Annotated in this window: 15 protein-coding genes and 1 pseudogene; 15 read left to right on the top strand and 1 reads right to left on the bottom strand. The window is 60.1% G+C overall.

What is annotated here, in order from left to right; translation table 11 throughout:
- The first annotated feature begins 63 nt into the window (after positions 1 to 63).
- Entirely contained in the window at positions 64 to 351 is a 288-nt protein-coding gene (locus tag ACCQ04_RS00570; RefSeq protein WP_184432662.1) for a hypothetical protein, read from the top strand.
- 169 nt (positions 352 to 520) lie between these two features.
- Here the strand turns inward: ACCQ04_RS00570 and ACCQ04_RS00575 are convergent, their stop codons facing one another.
- Positions 521 to 1543 carry a sugar kinase gene (locus ACCQ04_RS00575; RefSeq protein ID WP_226427098.1) on the bottom strand — a complete coding sequence of 341 codons (1023 nt, stop codon included), beginning with the start codon at positions 1541 to 1543 and terminating at the stop codon, positions 521 to 523.
- Positions 1544 to 1828: 285 nt separating this feature from the next.
- Between ACCQ04_RS00575 and ACCQ04_RS00580 the strand changes: the two genes are divergently transcribed.
- From ACCQ04_RS00580 to ACCQ04_RS00645, 14 genes and pseudogenes are all read left to right on the top strand, one after another.
- Positions 1829 to 4609 carry a TonB-dependent receptor gene (locus ACCQ04_RS00580; RefSeq protein ID WP_226427097.1) on the top strand — a complete coding sequence of 927 codons (2781 nt, stop codon included), beginning with the start codon at positions 1829 to 1831 and terminating at the stop codon, positions 4607 to 4609.
- 245 nt (positions 4610 to 4854) lie between these two features.
- Complete coding sequence (locus ACCQ04_RS00585) at positions 4855 to 8055, top strand: TonB-dependent receptor (RefSeq protein ID WP_226427096.1); 3201 nt, start codon at positions 4855 to 4857, stop codon at positions 8053 to 8055.
- Between the two features lie 13 nt (positions 8056 to 8068).
- On the top strand, positions 8069 to 9046 hold the full coding sequence (locus ACCQ04_RS00590) for a pectinesterase family protein (RefSeq protein WP_104569341.1): 978 nt from the start codon (positions 8069 to 8071) through the stop codon (positions 9044 to 9046).
- Positions 9046 to 10074 carry a pectate lyase gene (gene pelA / locus ACCQ04_RS00595; protein WP_104569340.1) on the top strand — a complete coding sequence of 343 codons (1029 nt, stop codon included), beginning with the start codon at positions 9046 to 9048 and terminating at the stop codon, positions 10072 to 10074. Before ACCQ04_RS00590 ends, pelA begins: the two co-directional genes overlap by 1 nt.
- Positions 10075 to 10162: 88 nt before the next feature.
- Positions 10163 to 14002, top strand: a complete 3840-nt coding sequence (locus ACCQ04_RS00600; RefSeq protein ID WP_255618557.1) for a LamG-like jellyroll fold domain-containing protein — start codon at positions 10163 to 10165, stop codon at positions 14000 to 14002.
- A 186-nt stretch (positions 14003 to 14188) separates the two neighbouring features.
- Positions 14189 to 14398, top strand: a complete 210-nt coding sequence (locus ACCQ04_RS00605; protein WP_003491277.1) for a hypothetical protein — start codon at positions 14189 to 14191, stop codon at positions 14396 to 14398.
- 60 nt (positions 14399 to 14458) lie between these two features.
- The gene (locus tag ACCQ04_RS00610; RefSeq protein WP_226427094.1) at positions 14459 to 14845 is read left to right on the top strand and encodes a hypothetical protein; all 387 of its coding nucleotides are present in this window, start codon (positions 14459 to 14461) and stop codon (positions 14843 to 14845) included.
- A gap of 64 nt (positions 14846 to 14909) precedes the next feature.
- Positions 14910 to 15746 carry a hypothetical protein gene (locus ACCQ04_RS00615; protein WP_372358626.1) on the top strand — a complete coding sequence of 279 codons (837 nt, stop codon included), beginning with the start codon at positions 14910 to 14912 and terminating at the stop codon, positions 15744 to 15746.
- A 139-nt stretch (positions 15747 to 15885) separates the two neighbouring features.
- On the top strand, positions 15886 to 17307 hold the full coding sequence (locus ACCQ04_RS00620) for an AAA family ATPase (protein ID WP_372358627.1): 1422 nt from the start codon (positions 15886 to 15888) through the stop codon (positions 17305 to 17307).
- Positions 17304 to 18260: a DUF4435 domain-containing protein gene (locus tag ACCQ04_RS00625; protein WP_226427091.1), complete on the top strand. Its 957-nt coding sequence runs from the start codon at positions 17304 to 17306 to the stop codon at positions 18258 to 18260. Before ACCQ04_RS00620 ends, ACCQ04_RS00625 begins: the two co-directional genes overlap by 4 nt.
- A gap of 391 nt (positions 18261 to 18651) precedes the next feature.
- Positions 18652 to 18997 (top strand): annotated as a pseudogene (locus tag ACCQ04_RS00630) (SymE family type I addiction module toxin).
- A 96-nt stretch (positions 18998 to 19093) separates the two neighbouring features.
- Positions 19094 to 19318, top strand: a complete 225-nt coding sequence (locus tag ACCQ04_RS00635; protein ID WP_218493173.1) for a hypothetical protein — start codon at positions 19094 to 19096, stop codon at positions 19316 to 19318.
- Positions 19319 to 20064: 746 nt separating this feature from the next.
- Positions 20065 to 20529: a hypothetical protein gene (locus tag ACCQ04_RS00640; RefSeq protein ID WP_101365241.1), complete on the top strand. Its 465-nt coding sequence runs from the start codon at positions 20065 to 20067 to the stop codon at positions 20527 to 20529.
- A 112-nt stretch (positions 20530 to 20641) separates the two neighbouring features.
- Positions 20642 to 22228, top strand: coding sequence for a pre-peptidase C-terminal domain-containing protein (locus ACCQ04_RS00645; RefSeq protein ID WP_226427089.1), 1587 nt, complete (start codon positions 20642 to 20644; stop codon positions 22226 to 22228).
- The last annotated feature ends 335 nt before the right edge of the window (positions 22229 to 22563 follow it).

Raw genomic sequence — 22563 nt, forward strand, 5'->3', positions numbered from 1 at the left:
CGCGATGCCGGCTGCCCTTGCTGTTACGAATCCCCACTCCCTAATCCCAAATCCCCGCCCCCAATGGACAAACTGATCGCCTTTCTGGTGCTGGCCGTTGTGGTCAGCGTGGCCTGTGCCGTGTTGCTGCGCCTCGTCAGGTTGCACTGGTCATTGAAGGCGATCGCCAATCTGTTGATCACCACGGCCGTCGTCTGCGCCGTGGTGATGCAGGACGGCTCTGCACCGCCCTGGAACCACGCCTTGCTGATCACGCTGTTCTTCAGCGTCCCGGCGTCGCTGTGTGTGGTGCTGCTGAGCGCAGGCTTCAAATGGATCACCAACAAACGCCGCAGCCGTGCGCCCGCCTGAAACGCGTGAGCGCAGCGAACAACACCTAGCAAGCACCTGCCCGCTGCCCACGGGCGCATCAGCCCTCAGCGCACCGCGCTCCGTTAGCAACAAGCCTGGACAGAGCGCCGAAAGCCAGCGCTCTTAAGCTCTTACGATTCCCCAATCCCGATTCCCGATTCCCGTAGCGTCAGCGCCGCACATCAAACCGCGCATCCCCCACGCAGGCCTGCACATCGGCCACCGACAGCGGATTGAAATCGCCGGGAATCGAGTGCTTCAGGCAGCCGGCCGCCAGGCCGAAGCGCACCGTGTCGTCCAGCGACCAGCCTTCGATCAGGCCGTGCAGTACGCCGGCGGCAAACGCGTCGCCGCCGCCGATGCGGTCGATGATCGGGCTCAGTTCCTCGCTGGGCGCGCGCGCCACCGCGCCACTGCGCGGCACCAGCAGTGCGCCCAGGCTGTGGTGATCCACGTTATGCGCCACGCGCTGCGTGCAGGCCATCAGCTGCAGCTGCGGGAATGCGGCAAAGGCCTGCTGCGCCGCCGCTTCCACACGCGCTTCCAGCGTCTCCTGCGGGAACTCGCCGCCCAGCACCACGCCGATGTCGCGGTAGTCGGCAAACACCACGTCCGCGCAGGCGAACAGCTGGTGCAGGATGCCGCGCGCATCGCCCTGCCAGCGTTGCCAGAGCTTGGGCCGGTAATTGCCGTCGAACGAGACCTTGACCCCGGCCGCACGCGCCGCGCGTGCCGCCGCCAGCGTGGCCTGCGCCACGTCCGCACCCAGTGCCGGGCTGACCCCGGACAGATGCAGCCACTGCACCCCGTCCACCAGGGCCGGCCAGTCGTAGGCGTCGGCCGGGGCCAGCGCAAACGCCGAGTCGGCGCGGTCGTAGACCACTTCGCTGGGGCGGTGGATCGCGCCGGTGGTCAGGAAGTACAGCCCCATGCGCCCATCCACCCGCCGCACATGCCGCGTGTCCACGTCGTGGCGGCGCAACTCGCCCAGCACCGCCGCCCCCAGCGGGTTGTCCGCCACCGTGCTGACCAGGGCCACGTCATGGCCGAAATGCGCCAGCGACACGCCGACATTGGCCTCGGCCCCGCCGCAATGCACATCCAGCCGCGGTTGCTGCAGCAGCAGCTCGTGACCAGGCGCCCCCAGGCGCAGCAACAACTCTCCAAAGCACAGGATACGGGCACGACTCATGCGGCAATTACCTCGGCTGTGTGGTGCGTCACGGTGTGGGGGAACCGTCGCGCGTCAGGATGACCATCGGTGTCATTCTAGCCGGCGCCAAACGCGCCGGGCGAGGCCCATGATGCGACGCGCAGTGACCGCTTGCACCCCTTTTGGGCAAATTTGGTGACGTTTTCTGCTGCGCTGCAAGATGTTACGGGAGGATTCAGCTGGTAACGTCGTTTTGACCAGCGGTGTCATTGCCGCTCACAACCAGACTTTCATGTTGTTCATGGACCCTTGGGAGGGGAGGACATGCAATTTCGGACCACCAGCCGGAAGACACCGGTTACCTTGCTGGCGTTGTCGATCGGCCTTGCGCTGAGCGGCCACCTGGCAGCACAAGAAACCACCCAAGCGCCCGCAGAACCGGCCGTCGACCTGGACACCGTCACGGTGACCGGCTATCGCGCCTCGGTGGAAAAGGCCCTGGACATCAAGCGCGGCGAAGCCGGCGTGGTCGATGCGATTGTCGCCGAGGACATCGGCAAGTTCCCCGACCTCAACCTGGCCGAGTCGCTGCAGCGCATCCCCGGCGTGGTGATCACCCGTGAGGCCGGCGAGGGCCGCGCCATCTCGGTGCGTGGCCTGGGCCCGGAGTTCACCCGGGTGCGCATCAACGGCATGGAAGCGCTCACCACCGTCGGTGCCGGCGACCAGAGCGGCGGCACCAACCGTGGCCGCGGCTTCGACTTCAACGTGTTCGCCTCGGACCTGTTCTCGCAGCTGATCGCGCGCAAGACCGCCTCGGCCGATGTGGAAGAAGGCTCGCTCGGCGCCACCGTCGACCTGCGCACCGCCCGCCCGTTCGACTACAACGGCTTCACCTTCGCCGCCAGCGGCCAGGCCGCCTACAACGCCATGGCCGAGAAGGCCAACCCGCGCGTGGCCGCGCTGATCGCCAACACCTGGGCCGACAACACCTTCGGTGCCCTGCTGTCGGTGGCCTACACCGAGCGCGAGGTGCTGGAAGAAGGCGCAAACACCGGCCGCTGGGCCAACGGCCCCAGCAACGGCAACTTCAGTGCCGCCTCGCCGTACGCCGCGGCGCGCTCGGCCGATGTCTACCACCCGCGTTTCCCGCGCTACACCCAGCAGATCCACGACCAGGAACGCCTGGGCGTCACCGGCTCGCTGCAGTGGAAGCCCACCGACCGCACCACGCTGTCGCTGGACGCGCTGTATTCCAAGATCGACGCCAAGCGCGACGAGCACTACATCGAAGCGATCTCCTTCAGCCGCAACCGCGACGGGCTCACCCCGCGCCGGCCGGAGCGCGACGGCAAGCCGGGCACCATCGTGCGCAACGGCGAGATTCGCAACAACGCGCTGGTCTATGGCGAGTTCGACAATGTCGACATCCGCTCGGAAAACCGCCACGACGAGTGGAACACCAAGTTCACCCAGGTCAGCCTGGACCTGGAGCATCGTTTCAACGACGACTTCAGCATCAATGCCCGGGTCGGCACCTCGCGCTCGGCGCACGAGAACCCGGTGCAGACCACCATCATCATGGACAAGTACGACGTCGACGGGTACAGCTACGACTACCGTGGCAACAGCCGCGCGCCGGTGCTGAACTACGGCATCGACCCGACCAACCCCGCCGGTTGGGAACTGGCTGAAATCCGCCTGCGTCCGCAGTCGGTGGACAACGACTTCGACACCGGCCAGATCGACTTCAACTGGAACATCAGCCCCGGCTTCCGCCTCAAGGGCGGCGTGCTGGCCAAGAACTACAGCTTCAGCACCGTCGAGCTGCGCCGCGCCAACGAACTGTCCGTGCCCACCTTCGCCAACGGCAGCACCATCGTGCCGGCCGACCTGACCGAACAGGCCGGGCTCAAGGGCATCAACGGCAGCCCGTCCAGCTGGGTGGTGCCCAACCTGGATGCGGTGGCCGACCTGTTCGGCATCTACAGCAACAGCGGCACCTTCGCCGTGGCGCCGCGCGTCAACAACAGCCGCAGCGTCGAGGAAAAGGACCGCGGCGTCTGGTTGATGGGCGAGTTCTCCACCGACCTGGGCGCCATCCCGCTGTCGGGCAACTTCGGCGTGCGCTATGTGCGCACCGAGCAGGAGTCCACCGGCTATGCGCTGATCAACAACGCACCGGCGCTGACCACCGTGGGCCGCAAGTACAACAACACGCTGCCCTCGTTCAACCTGGTCGCCGAGCTGGCTCCGGACCTGCTGCTGCGCCTGGGCGCGGCCAAGGTCATGAGCCGCCCCGGCCTGGGCAGCCTCACCCCCGGCGTGACCGTGGCGGTGGCCGGTGGTGCGCGCACAGTGGCCGGCGGCAACCCGGACCTGGACCCGATCGAAGCCACCAATGTCGACCTCGGCCTGGAGTGGTACTTCAACGAAGGCGCCATGCTCGGTGTCGGCCTGTTCTACAAGGACATCGAGAGCTTCATCCAGACCGCGCGTGAAGTGCGTCCGTACTCCAGCAGCGGCCTGCCGGCCTCGTTGCTGGAGGGCACCGGCGCCACCGTCAACGACGACTTTGCCTTCAGCATCCCGCTCAATACCCCGGGCGGCGAATTGAAGGGCGTGGAAGCCAACTACACCCAGCCCTTCACCTTCCTGCCGGGCAAGTGGGCCAACCTGGGCGTGCAGCTCAACTACACCTGGGTCGATTCGCAGATCCAGTACCTGGCCAGCAGCGGCGCACCGGTGATGAAGAACGACCTGCTCGGGCTGTCGCGCTCGTCGTGGAATGCCACGCTGTTCTACGAAGGCGACTCCTTCGCCGGGCGCGTGTCGGCCACCAACCGCGACGACTACCTCACCCAGGCACCGGGTGCGGAAACCGGCTTCAACGTCGACGGCGTGCACGGCATGACCGGCACCACCATCCTCGACGCCTCGCTGCGCTACAAGATCAGCAAGCAGCTGGAGCTGAGCCTGGAAGGCATCAACCTCACCAACGAAGCCTCCGACGAATGGGTGTCCTCGCCGCGCACCGGCCAGCTGCCGCTGCAGTACGCCGAAACCGGCCGCCAGTACCTGCTGGGCCTGCGCTACAAGTTCTGACCCGCTGTCTGCCCGCTGCGCACACGCGCAGCGGGCCCCGATCCGACGCCTGATCGCTGCGCATGCGTTGCCGTTGCTGCACGCATGCGACGCGGTGGGCGTGATGTTGGAAGCGTCAGGCACCACGCAGCGGACAGTCGCCCGACGACTGCGCAGCGGTGCTGTCGGTCGCTCATGTCGACGCCGGTGGCCCGTGGGGAGGCTGAGCGCGTCATTGCAGCCAGTGCCATTGGAGTGAGTGCATCATGCAAGCCCGTTTGCGTCGTCCCGCCGCCGAGGCAGGCGTCCGCCTGTCCGCCGCACGTCTGTCGGTGGCCATCGTCCTGGCCTTGCACGGCGTGAGCGCTGCCGCGCAAACCGTCGGCCCGCCGGCCACGCCTACCGATGCGGTCGACCTGGACCGCGTGCAGGTCAAGGCCACCTACCGCGAAAGCCTGCAGCAATCGCTGGATGCCAAGCGCTACAGCGTGGAGCAGGTGGATGCCATCTATGCCGAAGACATCGGCAAGTTTCCCGATCTGAACCTGGCCGAATCGATGCAGCGCATCGCCGGCGTCTCCATCGACCGCGAGGGCGGGGAGGGCAAGCAGATCTCCGTGCGCGGCCTGGGTTCGGACTTCACCCGCGTGCGCATCAACGGACTGGAAGCGCTGGCCACCGCCGGCAGCGGCAGCGATGGCGTCAACCGCAGCCGCGGTTTCGACTTCAATACCTTTGCCTCCGAACTCTTCAGCCGCGTCACCATCAGCAAGACCCAGTCGGCGCAGATGGACGAAGGCTCATTGGGTGCCACGGTTGATCTGCGCGGCTCGCGCCCGTTCGACTTCGACGGCTTCGAAGCGGCCGCGTCCACGCAATACGGCTACAACGATCTCTCGCGCGAAAAGGACCCGCGCTTTTCCGGCCTGATCAGCAACATCTGGGCCGATGGCCGCGTCGGCGCGCTGATGTCGGTGTCCTACAGCGAGCGCCACCTGCGCGAGGAAGGCTACAACCCGGTGCGCTGGGAACACGGCAACTACCGCAACTCCAACCAGAGCACCGCCACCAACAACGGCACCTACGGCTTCTGTTCGCCGGTGGGCTACAACCCGCAGACCCCGCGCAACCCGCTGGCCAACGAAACCCCTGCCGGGGTCGGCTCGCAGGCCAACCAGGACCGCAACAATGGCTGGGGCAGCTACGGCATCAGCGCCGCCAACTGCGGCACCGGCATCGCGCGCCCGGCCAACACGCCGGAGAACATCCAGGCCTACGAAACCGCCACCAACGCCTGGATTCCGCGCTACCCGCGCTATATCCGCACCGACCACGAGATCAAGCGCCTGGGCGTCACCGGCGCGCTGCAATTCAAGGTCAGCGACGACACCCTGCTGAACTTCGACATGCTGTATTCCAAGCTGGACAAGGACCAGCGCGAAGACTCGGTCGGCGCCAACCTGCACCGCACCGCCAACTTCGGCGGCAAGACCCAGATCGCCGTGCGCGAGGCGCAGGTGGACGACCAGAATCGCCTCACCTACGGCGTGTTCGACAACGTCGACTTCCGCACCGAATCCAGCAACATCGAAGAATCCACCGAGTTCAAGCAGTTCAGCCTGGACCTGCAGCACCGCTTCAACGACCAGGTGCGCGTGAATGCATTGGTCGGCCACTCGACCTCGGACTACGAACGCCCCGAGTTTTCGATGGTGAGCTTCGACAACACCAACCTGGACGGCTTCGTGCTGGACCGGCGCGGTGGCGGCGATTACCCCAGCATGAGCTTCCCCTTCGATGCGGGCAACCCGAATAACTGGCAGTGGCTGGGCTACGGCGCGGTGCCGGTCAACAGCAACGGCACCGCGCGCGGCACCAACATCAGCGAGGTGCGGCTCAACCCGCAGTCGGTGGGCAACACCTTCGACACCGCCAAGGTGGATCTGGAATTCAACATCAGCCCCACCTTCACCTTCCGCACCGGGCTGGCCTACAAGAACTACGACATGGACACGTCGGAGTCGCGCAACATCTCCTACGGGCGACTGGCGCAGGCATTGCCGGCCGGCGTGGGCGTGGGCGATTTGAGCACCAACCTGGACGGCTTCGGCCGCAGCTTGAACGGCAGCTTCCCCACCACCTGGGTGATTCCGGATTTCCAGAAGGTCGCCGACCTGCTCAACATCAATTGCGACTGCGACACCGGCGTGCCCGGCGGCGACTACCGCCTGGCCGATGTCGGCCACTTCGGCTCGTCCAACAACAATTTCGCCGTCAACGAAAAGAGCCTGGGCACCTACCTGCAGCTGGATTTCAACACCGACCTGTGGGGCCGCGCGCTGCGCGGCAACCTGGGCGTGCGCTATGTGCAGACGCAGATCGCCGCCAGCGGCTATGCGCCATGCACGGCCACTGCGGCCGGCGCGATTTCGCCCAACTGCCAGTCGTTCTTCGGCGTGGCCAGCGCCACCGCCGCGGCCGGCGAGCGCCTGCTGGTGCCCACCACCGTCAACCACAACTACCGCGACATCCTGCCCTCGTTGAACCTGTCCTGGGATGTCAGCGACGAGGTGGTGCTGCGCTTCGGTGCGGCCAAGACCATGGCGCGCCCCACGCTGGCATACCTGTCGCCCAGCGTCAGCGGCGGCCCCACCCAGTATTTCGACGACGGGCGCTTTTTCTCGATCAACCTGGGCAACCCCAAGCTCGACCCGTTCCGCTCCACCAACTACGACCTCAGCGCCGAGTGGTATTTCCGCGAAGGCTCGCTGCTGTCGGCGGCGGTGTTCTACAAGGACATCGACAGCTACGTGCAGCGCACCCGCGTGCTCACCACCTGGGAAGCGATGGGCTACTCGCTGGACCTGCTCCCCGCTGGCTTCACGCCGGACACCATCTTCAACGTGCAGAGCTACTTCAACACGCCCGGCGGCCCGCTCAAGGGCTTCGAGCTGACCTACCAGCAGGCGTTCGACTTTTTGCCCGGCTTCTGGCGCAACTTCGGTGTGCAGCTCAACTACACCCAGGTCGATTCCAAGATCAATTACCTGTTCAGTACCGCCGGCAGCAGCAATACCAGCATCACCACCACCGCCACCGAGCGCGACCTGCTCAACCTCTCGCCGCAGTCCTACAACGCCACCGTCTATTACGACGACGGCCGCTTCAGTGCGCGCGTGTCCACCAGCTACCGCGATGGCTACATCAACAACATCCTCGCCCAGGAAGACGTCTACGACCTGGATGGCAAGCGCCTGGTCACGGCCGACGTGACCGGCAAATACAGCGTGGAAAACGTGGATTTCAACATGTCCTACAAGCTCAACGACCAGCTGTCGCTGACCTTCGAGGCCATCAACCTGCTCGACACCCCCGACCGCCGCTACGTTGATTCCACGCTGGAACTGCCCGACAAGTACACCGTCACCGGGCGCCAGTACTACATCGGCGCGCGCTACAAGTTCTGACCAGGAGAGCGACATGCAAGTACATCGCAGAACCGTCTTACGTCAGTTGGCCGCCACCGCGTTGGTGGCCGTGGCAGGCCTGTGCAGCAACGCCGCCATTGCCGCCGACCCGGTCTACACCGTGGCCAAGCAGGGCAGCGCCGGCTACCGCACCGTGCAGGCCGCCATCGACGCCGCCGTGCAGGGCGGCAAGCGCGCGCAGATCAACATCGGCGCCGGCACCTACCAGGAACTGATCGTGGTGCCGTCCAACGCACCGGCGCTCAAGCTCACCGGTGCCGGCGCCACCCAGACCGTCATCACCTACGACAACTACGCTTCACGCATCAATCCGGCCACCGGCACCGAGTACGGCACGTCCGGCTCGTCCAGCGTCATCATCGCCGGCAACGACTTCACTGCCGAGCAACTGAGCTTCGGCAATCACGCCGGCCCGGTCGGGCAGGCGGTGGCGGTGCGTGTGGATGGCGACCGCGCCGCGTTCCGCAACGTGCGTTTCCTCGGCTACCAGGACACGCTGTATCTGCGCGGCGCCAAGCTGTCGTATTTCCTCGACTGCTATGTCGAAGGCACCGTGGACTTCGTGTTCGGCGCCGGCACCGCCCTGTTCGAGAACGTGCAACTGCACTCGCTGGGCGATGGCTATCTCACTGCCGCCTCCACTCCGCAGGAGAGCGCACGCGGCTTCGTGTTCCGCAACGCGCGCGTCACCGCTGCCAGCGGTGTGACCCGGGTGTTCCTGGGCCGGCCGTGGCGCCCGTATGCCAGCGTCAGCTTCATTGGCAGCCAGCTCGGCGCGCACATCCTGCCCGAGGGCTGGAACAACTGGGGCAACACCGCCAACGAGGCCACCGCCCGCTACAGCGAATACCAGAGCAGCGGCGCCGGTGCCAACCCGTCGCGCCGCGTGAAGTGGTCGCGCCAGCTCACTGCTGCGCAAGCCGCCGCGCTGGATCGCAACACCATTCTCGGCAGCTGGAGGCCGTTCTGATGCGCAAGCTCACCACCTTCGCCCTCGCCACCGCGCTGCTGCTGGTACCGCTGTCCGCACTGGCCGACAAGATCGCCGACAACATGCTGTTGCTGCAGACCGCCTCCGGCGGCTGGTCCAAGCAGTACAAGGGCGTTGCCGTCGACTACAACCGCACCTTCACCGCTGCGGAAATCGCCGAGCTGCAGCAACCCGGGCGCAAGGACGACGCCACCATCGACAACAAGGCCACCACCTACGAGATCGGCTACCTCTCCACGCTCTACAAGACCGACAAGAACGCCAAGTACGTGGCCGCCGCCAAGCGCGGCGTGGACTATCTGCTCACCGCGCAATACGCCAACGGCGGCTGGCCGCAGTTCTACCCGGACCTGTCGTCCTACCATCACCAGATCACCTACAACGACGATGCGATGGTGCGCGTGCTCAACCTGCTGCAGGACATCAGCGAGGGCAAGGGCGACACCGGCGCGCTGCTGCGTGCCAGCCATGGTGCACGCGCGCGCCAGGCGGTGACCAAGGGGCTGGAATGCGTGCTCGCCACCCAGGTCAAGATCGGCGGCACGCTCACCATCTGGGGCGCCCAGTACGACGAGGTCACGCTCAAGCCGGCCAAGGCGCGCGCGTATGAGCTGGCCTCGCTGGCCTCCAGCGAGTCGGTCAGCATCGTGCGCTTTCTGATGCGCCAGCCCACCCCGTCCGCGCAGATCAAGGCATCGGTCGAGGCCGCTGCGCGCTGGTTCGACACCCACCGCATGCGCGACCTGGCCACCAAGAAGATCGACGACCCCACCCAGGAAACCGGCCAGGACGTGATCCTCGTCGCGCAACCGGGTGCGTCACTATGGGCACGCTTCTACGACCTGCAGAATCAACGCCCGCTCTATGCCAACCGCGACGGCAAGGCCTTGACCGAGTACATGCAGGTGCCCAACGAGCGCCGCGTCGGTTATGCCTGGCACGGCACCTGGCCGGACAAGCTGTTGAAGGACGACATTCCCAAGTGGCGTACCGCCAACGGTCTGTAAGTGCGTCGTCGCCACCGCGTGCAAGCGCGCGGTGGCTGTTTTACGTTTTGGAATTGACGAGGTGAGCGTGTCGAAGTTCTTGTTGGGAATGCTGTGCCTGATCGCGCTGCCGGTGAGCGCGGCCACCACCACCGCGCCGGAGCTGTTGTTCCGGGTGTCGGCCGACCGCGACCTGCAGGCCGATGTGGCCCGCGGCGACGGCGTGCCAAACTTCCGCGACAAGATCACGCTGGTGCCCACCGGCAAGCGTGGCAACGCCATCGAATGGGCCGACGACGGCGTGCTGTCGTGGAATGCGCCCGGCAACCTCTACACCCAGCGCGGCACGCTCGGCTTCTTCTGGCGCGCGCGCTATCCCGTGGGCGAAGCGCCGTTCGTGATCTTCCGCGTCGGCTACGCCGACCACACCAGCTGGGACATGGCCTGGCTGCGCATCGACTGGAACGGCCACGGCTTCGATGCCTTCGTCACCGACGCCAACCTCGCGCGCACCCGCGTCTCCTTCAAGCTCGACAAGGCCCCGGCCGCCGGCGACTGGACCCATATCGCGTTTGCCTGGGACGAAACCCGCGGCGTGCGCCTGTACGTGGACGGCAAGGAAGCCGCGCGCGTGGATTGCGGTGCGCCCTGCACCAACGGCGGCGCGCTCGACTTCGACGCCGCGCTGGACCAGTTCGGCCTGGCCGGCCGCGTGATGTCGCCGCACCAGGTGCAGAGCCGCTACAACTTTTTGCGCGGCAGCGACTTCGACGAGATCCGCATCTACGACCGCATGCTCGACGCCAGCGGCGCCGCCGCGCTCGCACGCCTGCAGGAGCCCGCCACCGCCGAGCCGGCCACATCTGCATCGCAACACGCCGCCTTCCTGCACCGCTTTGGCTGGGACAACGGCTACGCACCGCCGTTGCTGGACGCACCGGTCACCCGCATCCGCAAGGTGGAGTTCGCCGACGCACGCGACCTCAAGCAATGGATGTGGAAGGCCACCGACGGCATCGCCGAAACCACCTGGCCCGGCGTCTACAACCGCTCCCGCCTGCCCGGGCGCGACGACTACTTCCAGCTGCCGGACTGGAATACCTATGTCGAAGGCGGCAAGGCGCTGGACCTCACCCTGCCGGACGAGGCCTTCAACCGCATCGAGCTGCGCGGCGCCGCCTACGGCCAGGCCACTTACGCCGCGCCCAACGCACAGGCGCAGCCGCTGTTCGCACGCAGCCAGGGCGTCGTGCGCAGCGTGGACCAGTTCGCCCAGCGCCGCGGCGGCACGCTGCGCTTTGCCAACACCGCGCAGGAAACCCCCATCCAGGAAATCTGGGCCTACAACGTGCAGCCCGGCGAGGTGCCCAAGGGCAGCGCGCAACTCAGCTACACCGTGCGCAGCGACATCCAGCCCGACTACGACAACCTCGCACCCTTGCGCGATGTCATCGCCGGGCGCTACCCGCCAGGCGAGCGCCAGACCGTCATCGCGCTGCCTACCAAGGCACCGGCGCGCAAGCGCCCCAGCGACAAGGCCGCAGCAGGCGCGCAGCAACCCATCGTGCACATCCTGGTGCCCTCCAGCCTGGGCAACCCGCCGCCGGACCAGGCGCTGATGCGCAGCTGGTCCTACGGCTGGGAGAACATGCACGACGGCCTGGACGGCATCGCCATCACCCTGCCGGCGCTCAATCTGCCGGCCACCCACAACGGCAGCATCCCGCTCAACATCCGCATCAAGGACCCCATCTGGCCCGCACGCGACATGATCGATGTCTCGGTCGCGGTCACTCCCGGCCAGGCCCGCACGCTGTGGCTGGACCTGCGCGACCGCATCCTCAGCAACGACAGCCTGATGCTCAGCATCGCCGCCGCCGCGCCCGGCTTCGATGCCAACGCGCTCGATGGCACCCAGCTGCAGCTGGTGTTCAAGCCGCGCGCCGAGGCCATCAAAGAGCACGTCGCCGACCGCTTCAACCAGGTCAAGGACAACTGGGGATTTCTGGTGGAAGAGCACACCACCTCCAAGCGCCAGTTGCTCTACAAGCGCCTGGACGCCGACATCACCGACCTGCTGCGCGTCGACCCGGACCACGCGCTCGGCCGCCAGTACTGGAACGACATCAGCTACGCCAACCAGGGCGCGTTGCCTGTCGAACTGCCCAGCGTGCCCAAGGGCGTGCCCGCCTGGGCGTTCTGGCAGCTGCAGGACCTCAGCGCTACCCGCCGCTACATCCGCTGGTGGATCGAGCAGCGCCAGGTGGCCTATGGCGATTTCGGCGGCGGCATCTCCGACGACTCGGACCTGGTGCAGCAATGGCCCGGCGTCGCGCTGATGGGCGTGGACCCGGACATGCTCAATGCCTCCATGCTGGCGCTGTCCGATGCCAACTACCGCAACGGCATGTTCACCAACGGCCTGTCCACCATCGAAACCGACGAGCTGCATTCCTACGAAGAGGGCATCAACCTCAACAGCGCCTTGCTGTACCTCAATTGGGGCGACCCGCGCACCGTCGAGCGCCTGATGCAAACCGTCAAGGCCTTCGACACCATCATCCAGGTCAACCCGCAAGGCCACCTGCTGTTTGCCAGCAACTGGTTCGGCGGCCGCAAGGTCTACCGCGAGCCCAACTGGCAATGGCAAAAACCGTACTCCTTCCCCATCGTGCACCCGGCCATCCTGCTGGGCGGCTATAACGCCGACCCCAACAGCCGCCGCATCGTCACCGGGTTAGCAGACGGCTATCTCGCCCACGCCTACACCAACGCCAAGGGCAACTGGGCCCTGCCCAACGAGATCAACTGGCAAACCGGCAAAACCCGCGGCGGCGAACTGTTCGAAGGCAGCGGCGGCGCCGACACCTTGCACACCTTCTGGGCCGCCTACCGCTTCACCGGCGATGCGCGTTATCTCAAGCCGATCGATTACCGCGTGGCCAACAGCGGCCCCAACGGCCTGTCGCTGCTCAACGAAAACTTTCTCGATGTCATGGGCAAGCGCAATGACTGGAGCGCCAAGCTCATCGATGCCGCAAATAAAGACGATGGCAGCGCCCCGGACTTCCCGCACCATGTGGCCTGGGAGCAGACCGGCAACCTCGAATATCTCGCCGCCATTTACCGCAGCGAGGCGCGGGAGAAACTGCAGAACTTCTACATGAACACCGAAGGCCACTGGTGGAGCGACCGCGTGGAATCCCCCACGGTCAACCTGCAACGCGCGCGCCTTGGCGGCGTGGCGCTCAAGCGCAACCAGACCTACCCCGGCCACACCGTCAGCTGGCGCTTCGCCGATCCAGAGGCCGCCACTCAGGTCGCCATCGCCATCCCCGCACCCCGGCAAGACCGCTTCACCGTCATCGCCTACAACACATCGAACAAAAACCAGCGCGCCAGCATGACCGGCTGGAACGTCGCCCCGGGCCAATGGCGCATCAACCAGGGCGTAAGTAAAGCCAATGACGGCAAGCTCGACAGCAACGCCAAGACGCAAGAGCTCGCTTTCGAAAAAAGCGCATCCATCGACATCGCCTTCCCCGCAGGCCGCACCACCGTCCTGCAGCTTGAACGCATCGCAGCCACCACCCCGGTCGAACTGCGCCCGGACCTGGGTATTGGTCATGGCGACGTACGCGTGACCGCGGACGCCATCGAAGTGACAGTGCACAGCCTCGGTCATGCCGATGCACCGGCCGGGTTTGTGGTGGTGGAAGACGCGCGTGGCAAGGAGCTGGCAAGAGCCCCATTCCCGGCACTCGCGGCACCACGCAATCTGCAACCGATCACCACGCAGGTGCGCCTGCCGCTAACCAACGCGGCAAATCTAAAAACCGCGCACTTGCGTGTGGTGACCGAGGGCAATGTCCCAGAGATTACCGAACTCAACAATAATCTCGCTCTACCCGCGCCGGTCAAGCCGGCAACCACAGAAAACAGCCAGTAACCAGAGACACCAATCCCTTCTCCCGCATGCGGGAGAAGGGGCCCGTAGGGCGGATAAGGGCAAAACCGATAACCCAGCAATCAATCGCGCAAGCGGATTGACGCAACCCAAAAACTCGGCGAGGATCAAGGCACGCAGTACTTAATGCAGCCGCAAAGCCACACATTTCTTCAGGGGGAAGAAACAATGTTGAGCAAGGCATGGAGCATCGTGGCACTGAGTGTGGTCGCACTGGGATTGTTCACCGCATCCGCGCAGGCGCGCGTCAGGGCCGCTGGATCGCACCACACCACCAGTCACGGCGGTCACTACAGCGCGGGCCACGGTGCTTCGCACAAGGGTGGCAGCTACCGCAGCACCAGTACCAACAACCACTATCGGCGCCACAAGTCCTAGCAGGCCTCAAGCCAACGCCACTCGGAAGTGCTGCGTAATGCAAGAACTAGGACGCAAAGAATGCGCTATCAAAAACTCCTGAAGCTGCTCGCCGGCCTTTCCGGCATCATGCTCGCGGCGACAGGCGCACTGCTGGTGGCGCTGGTTGCAGCAGGCCAGGTACGTGAGGGGCAGACGGGCGCATTGATCAGCGGCATCGGATTTCTGGTAATGGCCGCTCCCGCGCTGGCAATGCCGTTTTCCTTACGCTCTGCCAAGCGGTTACTGATGCTGACACTGTGCTGCCTCGCGGCACTCGCTATTTGGCTTTCCTTCTGGTCTAAAGAGGGCGTGGTGATGCCGAGTCCTCAGCTGCGAGTGGCTGTGCTTGCGTTCCCGGCACTCCTGATGTTCCGCATTCTTCTGAGTCGCCGTCCCAAGATGCGTAGTCCTGATGCTAATTGTTAATTTAAGTCGAAGCGTGCTCTCAAGCGCAGCTCAGTTAGGTGCTAGTTGAAAGGAAGTTGTCGCGATGGACCAGTATAAATTTGAAATGAAAGGCCGTGCATTTGACGGTGGTGATCGTTTAGATAAAGTTGCAGCCGGACTAGATGCCCTGCAGCATGTATTTGACGGCCAATTTCGCGTCCTCACGGATAAGAAACGCTTATCTGAGCAAGACCGGCGAATTTTCCAGGTGCGCATTCAACGGTATGAAGATGGGTCTTTCATTGCGATCCTAGGCGCAATCTATACCGGTGTTCAAGCCGTACTGCCGTTCATTTACGGCTCGCCGAATATCTGGGAAGCGACTAAGAGCGCTTTCGACTTCTTGGAGGCAATCTATACGGCGGCGCATGAAGGTAAAGAAGTCGAAATTTCACAAGACGGAGACGGTAACACAGCAGTTATTTCAGGAGATACGCATCAAGTGTTCAATGGCCCGGTTTATTATATCGGAACGCAGATCATTGGTGCTGTCCGCAGTTTTGACGATATGCTCGAAGGGGACGAGGTACGTGAGGTCGCACTGAAAGGTCCAGAGGATGAAATAGTGCTTAAACTAATATCTGAAAAGAAAGGACTATTTTCACCACCCATTCGCGTCGATGAAACACCAGTTAAAATCAGTTGCGACATATATGACTTCAATAAGTACGAGAACGTTGGAAAGGCACGAGTCCAAGCAGATCAGCTGATTCCCGCTGGAAACTATAAATTCAAGAACGTTGGCGATCAGCACGTCGAAGATTTTATACTTTCAATGACCGAGTCGCAGGTTTTGCTCACGTGTCTTATTAAATATCAACATGATCCCCTGTCTGAAAGTAAAATCGCAGAAATACTGGTCATAGGGGTTGCAGCCTAAAAAGCCTGAAGCGGGCGAAGAGCTCTAAGCGGGCGGCTGCGCAAATTAGATATTAGAAATTGGAACTCTCAGGCGTTAGCAAGACATGGGTACAATTGTGCTACCACATGTGATTACGGTGGGCCATGCGTGATTAAAGATGCAGCCCAAGTTAATTTCTAAGGTTTCTGGGATTTTTATGCAAAAGATAACTTCGTTTAATATTGAGGGTTTGCATGGAACACTTGACGTCAGTGTGCCAATAATTGACGGAAAGGTAATACTGGTAGGTGTGAATGGTTTAGGTAAAACCACTATTGTAAGTATGCTTTACTTTGTGCTGACTCGCCAATGGCAGAAGTTATTAGAATACGATTTCGAACGTTTAGCGCTTTATGTCGACGGCGAAAAAGTGCAGATCGAGCGTGCAATGCTTGATAACAATGAACTTTCTTATCAAACATCACTCTTTGAATCCCTTCCGCTCAGTGTCATGGAGAAGTTGAGAGAGTCTCGTGAATTTTCTCAGCTTCTTCGTCGTTCGGCAGCGGGAAGGATTCCGCGTGAGGAGATAATAAGAACTGCGCGCATTCTCGAAATGCCGCCCATAATTCTTGAAAGAGTTTTCCTAAATCAAGCTCGGCCATCTAAAAGGCAGCGTAAAACAAGTCATGCGCTCGATGAAATAGAAAAAAAACTTGCTACTTTTACGGCGCAGGTACTGTACCTTCCGACATATCGTCGTATTGAGCAAGATCTTAAAAGTCTATTTCCAGACTTTGAGGGCGATTTTAGAAAGGTGGTTAGGAGTCGAGTAAATCGAGGAGGACGGTCGGGCTATGTCGAACTCGTTGAGTTTGGCATGGAAGATGTTGAAGCAACTGTCACGACCAAGGTGGCTGCCCTTAAAGAAGGCTCACGTGTCGAGCTAAATAATCTCGCAGGCGGTTATTTGAGGGATGTTATTCGAGGTGAAGCTAGAGAATGGTCGGAAGAGAAAATCAATCAACTTAAAGACCATGAGGTAGCTCTTATACTCGGACGTGTAGAGGAAAAGCAACTTGAAGACCCGGATAAACAAAAGGTTTTCGATGTTATCAATCGGATACGAAACCGTTCACCACTTGATAATGACCAAGATCTTTTGGCTCACTTTTTCTCGAAGCTTGTTAGTATCCATGAGACTCAGAGAAAAGCAGAGGTCCCTTTAAGAAAATTTATTGATGTTAGCAATAAGTATCTACAATCAAAGCAATTTGTATTTGATGACGTAGGCTATGAGCTAACGTTAGAACTTGATAGGGGCGGAGAGATTCAGATGCGGGATCTTTCTTCTGGTGAAAAACAGATAGTTTCTCTCTTCGCACAACTTCATCTTGGGGAGTCAGAGAATTATGCGCTAATCATTGACGAGCCAGAGCTGTCTTTATCGGTTGAATGGCAGCAGAAGCTTCTTCCGGATATTATGAGCTCAGGCAGATGTAGCTTTTTAGCAGCAGTTACTCATTCTCCCTTCATCTATGACAACGAACTTGTGTCATTTGCACAGGATCTGGCTGAACTACAGAGGATTCGTGGGTGAGCCGGGTCCAGAAGCTAATCGCCGCGAGCCGTTCTCCGGTAGCTCGTTTCCACGAGTTAAGAATCAAGTACTGGAACACCGATCTGGATGTAATTTGTTGTGTGGAAGGCGGAGAAGATTTGGAATTTTTCTTGCCTCATGTGCAGCGGGAGCTTGGACTACATCGAAGTAGAATGGATTTCGTGAAATGTTCCGGTAAAAGTACAGTTCTAACTTTATGGATTTGGAGCGTTGAAAAAAACTGGAATCTTTCGCGACTTGGCTTTTTTGTAGATCGAGACATCGATGATTTTCTGGATGGGAACCTATCAGGCGCCCAGTTGTATGTGACTGATTATTACTCGATAGAAAGTCATGTTATAGATGAACAAGTTTTTGACGTTTTCTGGCAGGATATATTTCATCTTTCTCTATCGGACGAGCGTTACGGGAAGTGGCGTCAAAATTTTTACATTGGTGCTGATAAGTTGGCTGAAATCATGCGAAAAGTATCATGGCTTGCAATAGCAACAAAGCTAGCTGGTGGCGCAGTGGATTTCGAAAGAATTAATTTATCTGACTACATGAAGATCATCGATGAAGGTCAGATAATTTCAAAAGGCAATGTCGGTATACCGACGGATGCTTTCATGGGCTTCAAGCCAAAATTTAGTCATCTTAAGGATGCTAATATTTTAATGACTAGGGCCTCCTATAGATCATGGTTGCGAGGTAAGTTCCTACTCTCATATTTCATTACATTTATGGCAAGAATGAAGGCCGTGCTTGGCGAGCGAAAAGTCCGTGATCGAGTGGTAGTTCGTCTTCCTTTTAATGCTGATACTGCTATGTCTTGTCTCTGCGGGCGAGCAAGTCCTCCTGCTTCATTGGTAAGCTTTCTCAGGTCCTGGTCGCAATTGATTTTAAACAATGGACTATTGCCAAGCGAGGGGCGTGCGACACCTGCAGACTAACCAGGAAGCGGGGTCAGGTTCACTTTTGAGATAAGTCGAATAGATGACGACTCAGGGATATCCTTCGCCTGTCTCATCAGCATGGTAGTGCTCTCGCATCCTTATCAGTTCTCTGCCACCCCAAGCAGTTGACATCCCAACAAACCCACAGCAATCTCTACCACAAGGAGCGTAGAAACTCCTCACAGAGCGGTACCCACCTCCGTCAAACCGGTGGGTTTTTTGTCCCTGCAGCATCTTGCGGGTGCAACCGACGCGATGCCTGCGTCGGGAGGGCGGCTAATACAACACCCTTCGAGGAAATACGCCCGCCGGCTCTGTGCGGTTTCTAACCTCCCGACATCCCGTCGCCACCCGGCGGCGGGGCCTGTTCGTCAAGGAGGGCTTTGCCATGCGTCAACCCACGTCCCGTCCCAAGCCAGCGCGCAAGCGCGCCACCACCCACCGAAATCGGCTGGCACTCGCTCGATCCCTCGATCCCGCCGCGGCCCTACCTCGAGCGCACCCCCATCCCCGAGCCCCGCCCCGATCCCAACAAGCCGCGCCGCCCAGGCCACCCGCGTGCCCCGCAACACTGCACCGTCGGCTACGGCTACTACCCCGACAGCCACCAACGCATCCCCACACTGCGCCTACGCGGCCGCTGGCTGGAACAACTCGGCTTCACCATCGGCAGCAAACTCCACATCCGCATGCGCAACGGCGAGCTCGTTGTCAGCGTCGCACCTACGGACTAACCAGGTGCGCAGCGTACGCGCAGCACGCACCCGCACGCCCCGCGCCAATCGCCACACCGTGCGCGCGCCCCGCTCACCGCGCAGAGGAGGACACAGATGGAGCACCCCGCCGTCGTCTTGCATCTCACGTTGGACCAACGCGACCAGCTCGACCGCCTGCTACGCAGCCTCATCGCTCATGGCGACGTGATCGCCATGAGCAAACCAGAGTGCCTGGAGGCGCAGACGCTGCCCACGCTGGGCCAAGCCATCTTCGATGCCGCCAACGCCGTGCGCGCAATCCTTGATCGGCGAATGGAGCACAGCTATGGCGACCCATAAAAGCACCGTGCGATAACCTGCGAGCCTGGAATCGGAATTGGATAAGGCACGTGACCGTGCTGCGGGTCGGGCGGTGGTTACGCAGGCGTGGGGCGATTGACTGCGGTGAACGACTCGGCGAGGATCGCGCTATACCGCGCTTAGGCGGTCTGATAGCAGCTAGGCGCGTATGGCAACGATCTCAGTGGTTGGGTGGCGATTAGATGATGTTCAATGGCGAGCTGAAGGCGTGCATGCCGCTGCTGAGTTCTCACGCCGCCTTCGGCGAGGGATAAGTGCGTCGCCAGCACAGCGCCGGAAAATCGAAAGATCAGTACTCGCGCGCGAGCATGTTGAGATCCATGACATATCTGTAGATCACGTTCAATCGATGATGCATGTACTTGAGGCTTTGGGCGCAGAGATCTTGGTGGACATGGGCACAGGTGGTCAATGGCACCGGCAAGGCCCCTAGTAATGGATTTAAACCGAAGCCGCTTCGTAGCTCGAATCAAGCATCAGGCAAGTAAGCGTGCCAATGAGTTCGTTAGGCTGTATGTAGTTACTTTCAGTTGAATCCGCTTGCTATGAAAAATCGCTCCGTGCTTGAAGCGCTGAGATCAGAGCCAGGCACGGCCAGCCTGGGGCATGGCTCTAACGGGCAGCTGCTTTTCAGTGATTGTAAACGAAGCATAAGTGTGATCTGCTAGCTATATGGGCATGGCGTTCGCAAAAAAACCGAAAAAGTAACTACCTGTGAGGAAGCGATGGACCGCTGTTTTCCAGAGGATCTCGAGCATCTACGAAATCAGATCGAAGACCTTAACAAGGTTGATGATCCTACTGAGCGGGTATCAAAGCTAGTAAGAATTGCGGGGGATGCCGTAAGCGCCGCATTTCGGATTGCGCAGGACTCGTCCACGCTGCCGCTACAGCAGCGGGCATTGACTGATCTCTCCGAGCTACATGGTGCAATTGCTGAGGCCGCAAACCTTTTAACTGACCCCGATTATTTTGAAAGGCTTATAAGTTTAAAGGGTCATGTTCCAGAGGTCATGCTTCAACATCTAGCTGTCATGAAAATATTCGACAAGGCATTTTGTAGCCTTTTTATGCTGATGCAATACGACGCTGATGACCGTCATGAGTTGGATCCTGAAAATGGATTTATGATAACAAGCGGCAGCATGGCTTATGGCAGAGCTTCCTTTCGTCCCAGCTCAATAAAGTAAAATTTACCGAGAGGCTATTAATCTCGGGCAATGGAATTGCCCATCCTGGGTAATAATGACAGATGGTTGTCTGTCAATTCAATACGATCTATCGACACAAGGAGATGTTGTCGTGAAAGCGAATAAATATGCAATTTTGTTTATAGCAGCTAGCTTAGGCATTGGCTCAGCGGGAAAGGTGCGGGCTGAACCTCAGTTGCAAGAGGCACGCAATTATCCAGCACCGGAACTCATTGCAAGATCCAAGAACTTTTCTTCCCAGATGACTATAGAGCATCCGGAGACCGGGGTGATCCTCAAAAAGCTTGGACTAAAGTATTTGCATGAATTGGATCCGAACCTCGTCTATCAATTGAACACGCGTACAGGCGACGTGCGGACGCTTACTCGTGAGCAATCCGCTGCAGGTGGAAGTGTTGGTCCAGCAGCGATCTTCTGGGGATTTGGTACCCCAACAGTTCGGATATCGGGTGGTGCTGCCATCAACGGCGAGGCAGCGACAACGGTAACATGTCCTTTCTCTGCACAGACTGCAGAGGTCAGTGGCTTTATGGCTTCTACGGTGTCACGCGATCCGATTGCGGGTATCCGTAACGGCGTTCTTGTAGTAGACGATCCACTTACTAGCAGAGCGCAGGCTAATTTTACTATTCTCCGTGCTTCTGGTGGGGCACGCAATCCAATTAATCGTACAGTTTTAGAATCACTACATACGGGCTCTTGTGGTGACGAAGTCCGTATAAATAACCTGGTGACAACGTGGCCGCCTATCCGAGTAGAATTGACCATTGATGACACTGGCTCAATGGGTACACAGCTGAGTGGCGTTAAAACTGCAATAGCAAGCTTCATTGGTAATACTAATACCGGCGAAGATCAGCGTGCCGTTTCGTATGAACTCATTAGTTTCAAGGACTCTCCTACTCTTCGACTCGCAAACACTGAGGACACTTCAGCAGTCATAAGCGCTGTGCAAGCCCTTTCAGCTTCAGGCGGTGATGACTGTCCGGAAGACTCCCTTGGAGCTTTGGGACTGGCACTTTCACGAATCGACGCAGATGAAGACTCGGAGGGCTCTGTAATCCTAGCGACCGACGCGTCGCCAGGGACCGGAAATGTTGACGCCCTTATCGCACAAGCTCGCGCTAGCGGGACACGTGTAAATGTGCTCTTATCTGGCGACTGTGTCGCGGGTGCAGCCACGAAGAGTCGCGCGATCAATGGAAACACCGATGTAATCCCGGCGGCCACCCTGTCTTCGCGAGAAGTTTTTTCTCGCCTCGCAAAGGATACTGGCGGATTGTATTTTTATGCTCCTGGAGCCACAGCAGAAGTATATTCCGACCTGCTGGGACAAATATTTAGCAGTGTTGCGGAAGGAATTACTCCGATCAAGTCAGATGAGTTAGTTGAGGGGATTAAAGGTGATGCAGGTGAAGACCACCTATATAGACTTGACGTACCAGCTGGGGCAAAACTTCTGCGAGTTATGTCGTACGGCGGAACTGGAAATATATCTCTCTTCATGAAAAGAGAATCAATCCCCAATGAAACGGATTATGAGAGCCGCTCAGCTCGTCCTTCGACAAACAGTCAGACGATGCAAGTCGACAACCCGGTTGCGGGTACGTATTACATTAGACTATCTGGAGTAAGCGCGTACTCAAAGGTCGCTCTGAGGGCACTGGTCCGGAATTAATATTTTTATATGGTCGGCGCCTTGACATTTGTCTTGGCGCCGACACTACGGTAATAAAAAGATTCGTGAAGATAAAGGATTGGAGTTATTTTTTTAAAAATTATCGGTATGTTCAGCCGCATCATCTCATGCGGTAGGCAGCAATCCACGGCGCAGGCCTACTCCTCTGCTCAGCACGTGGTCTCTGCGCATGTTGAGAGGAGCTATGCGGCACCCGGTTTTGGTCGTGATGCTGTGCAGTTCGTCGAGCTTCGCGTGCTGAAGGTCTGGAAAGGTCAGCTGAAGCCAGGAGACCGTGTCCAGGCAACAGCGGAAGATTCAATCAATTTTGTCAG

Source organism: Xanthomonas sp. NCPPB 2866 (assembly GCF_041475745.2).
Taxonomy (GTDB): domain Bacteria; phylum Pseudomonadota; class Gammaproteobacteria; order Xanthomonadales; family Xanthomonadaceae; genus Xanthomonas; species Xanthomonas arboricola.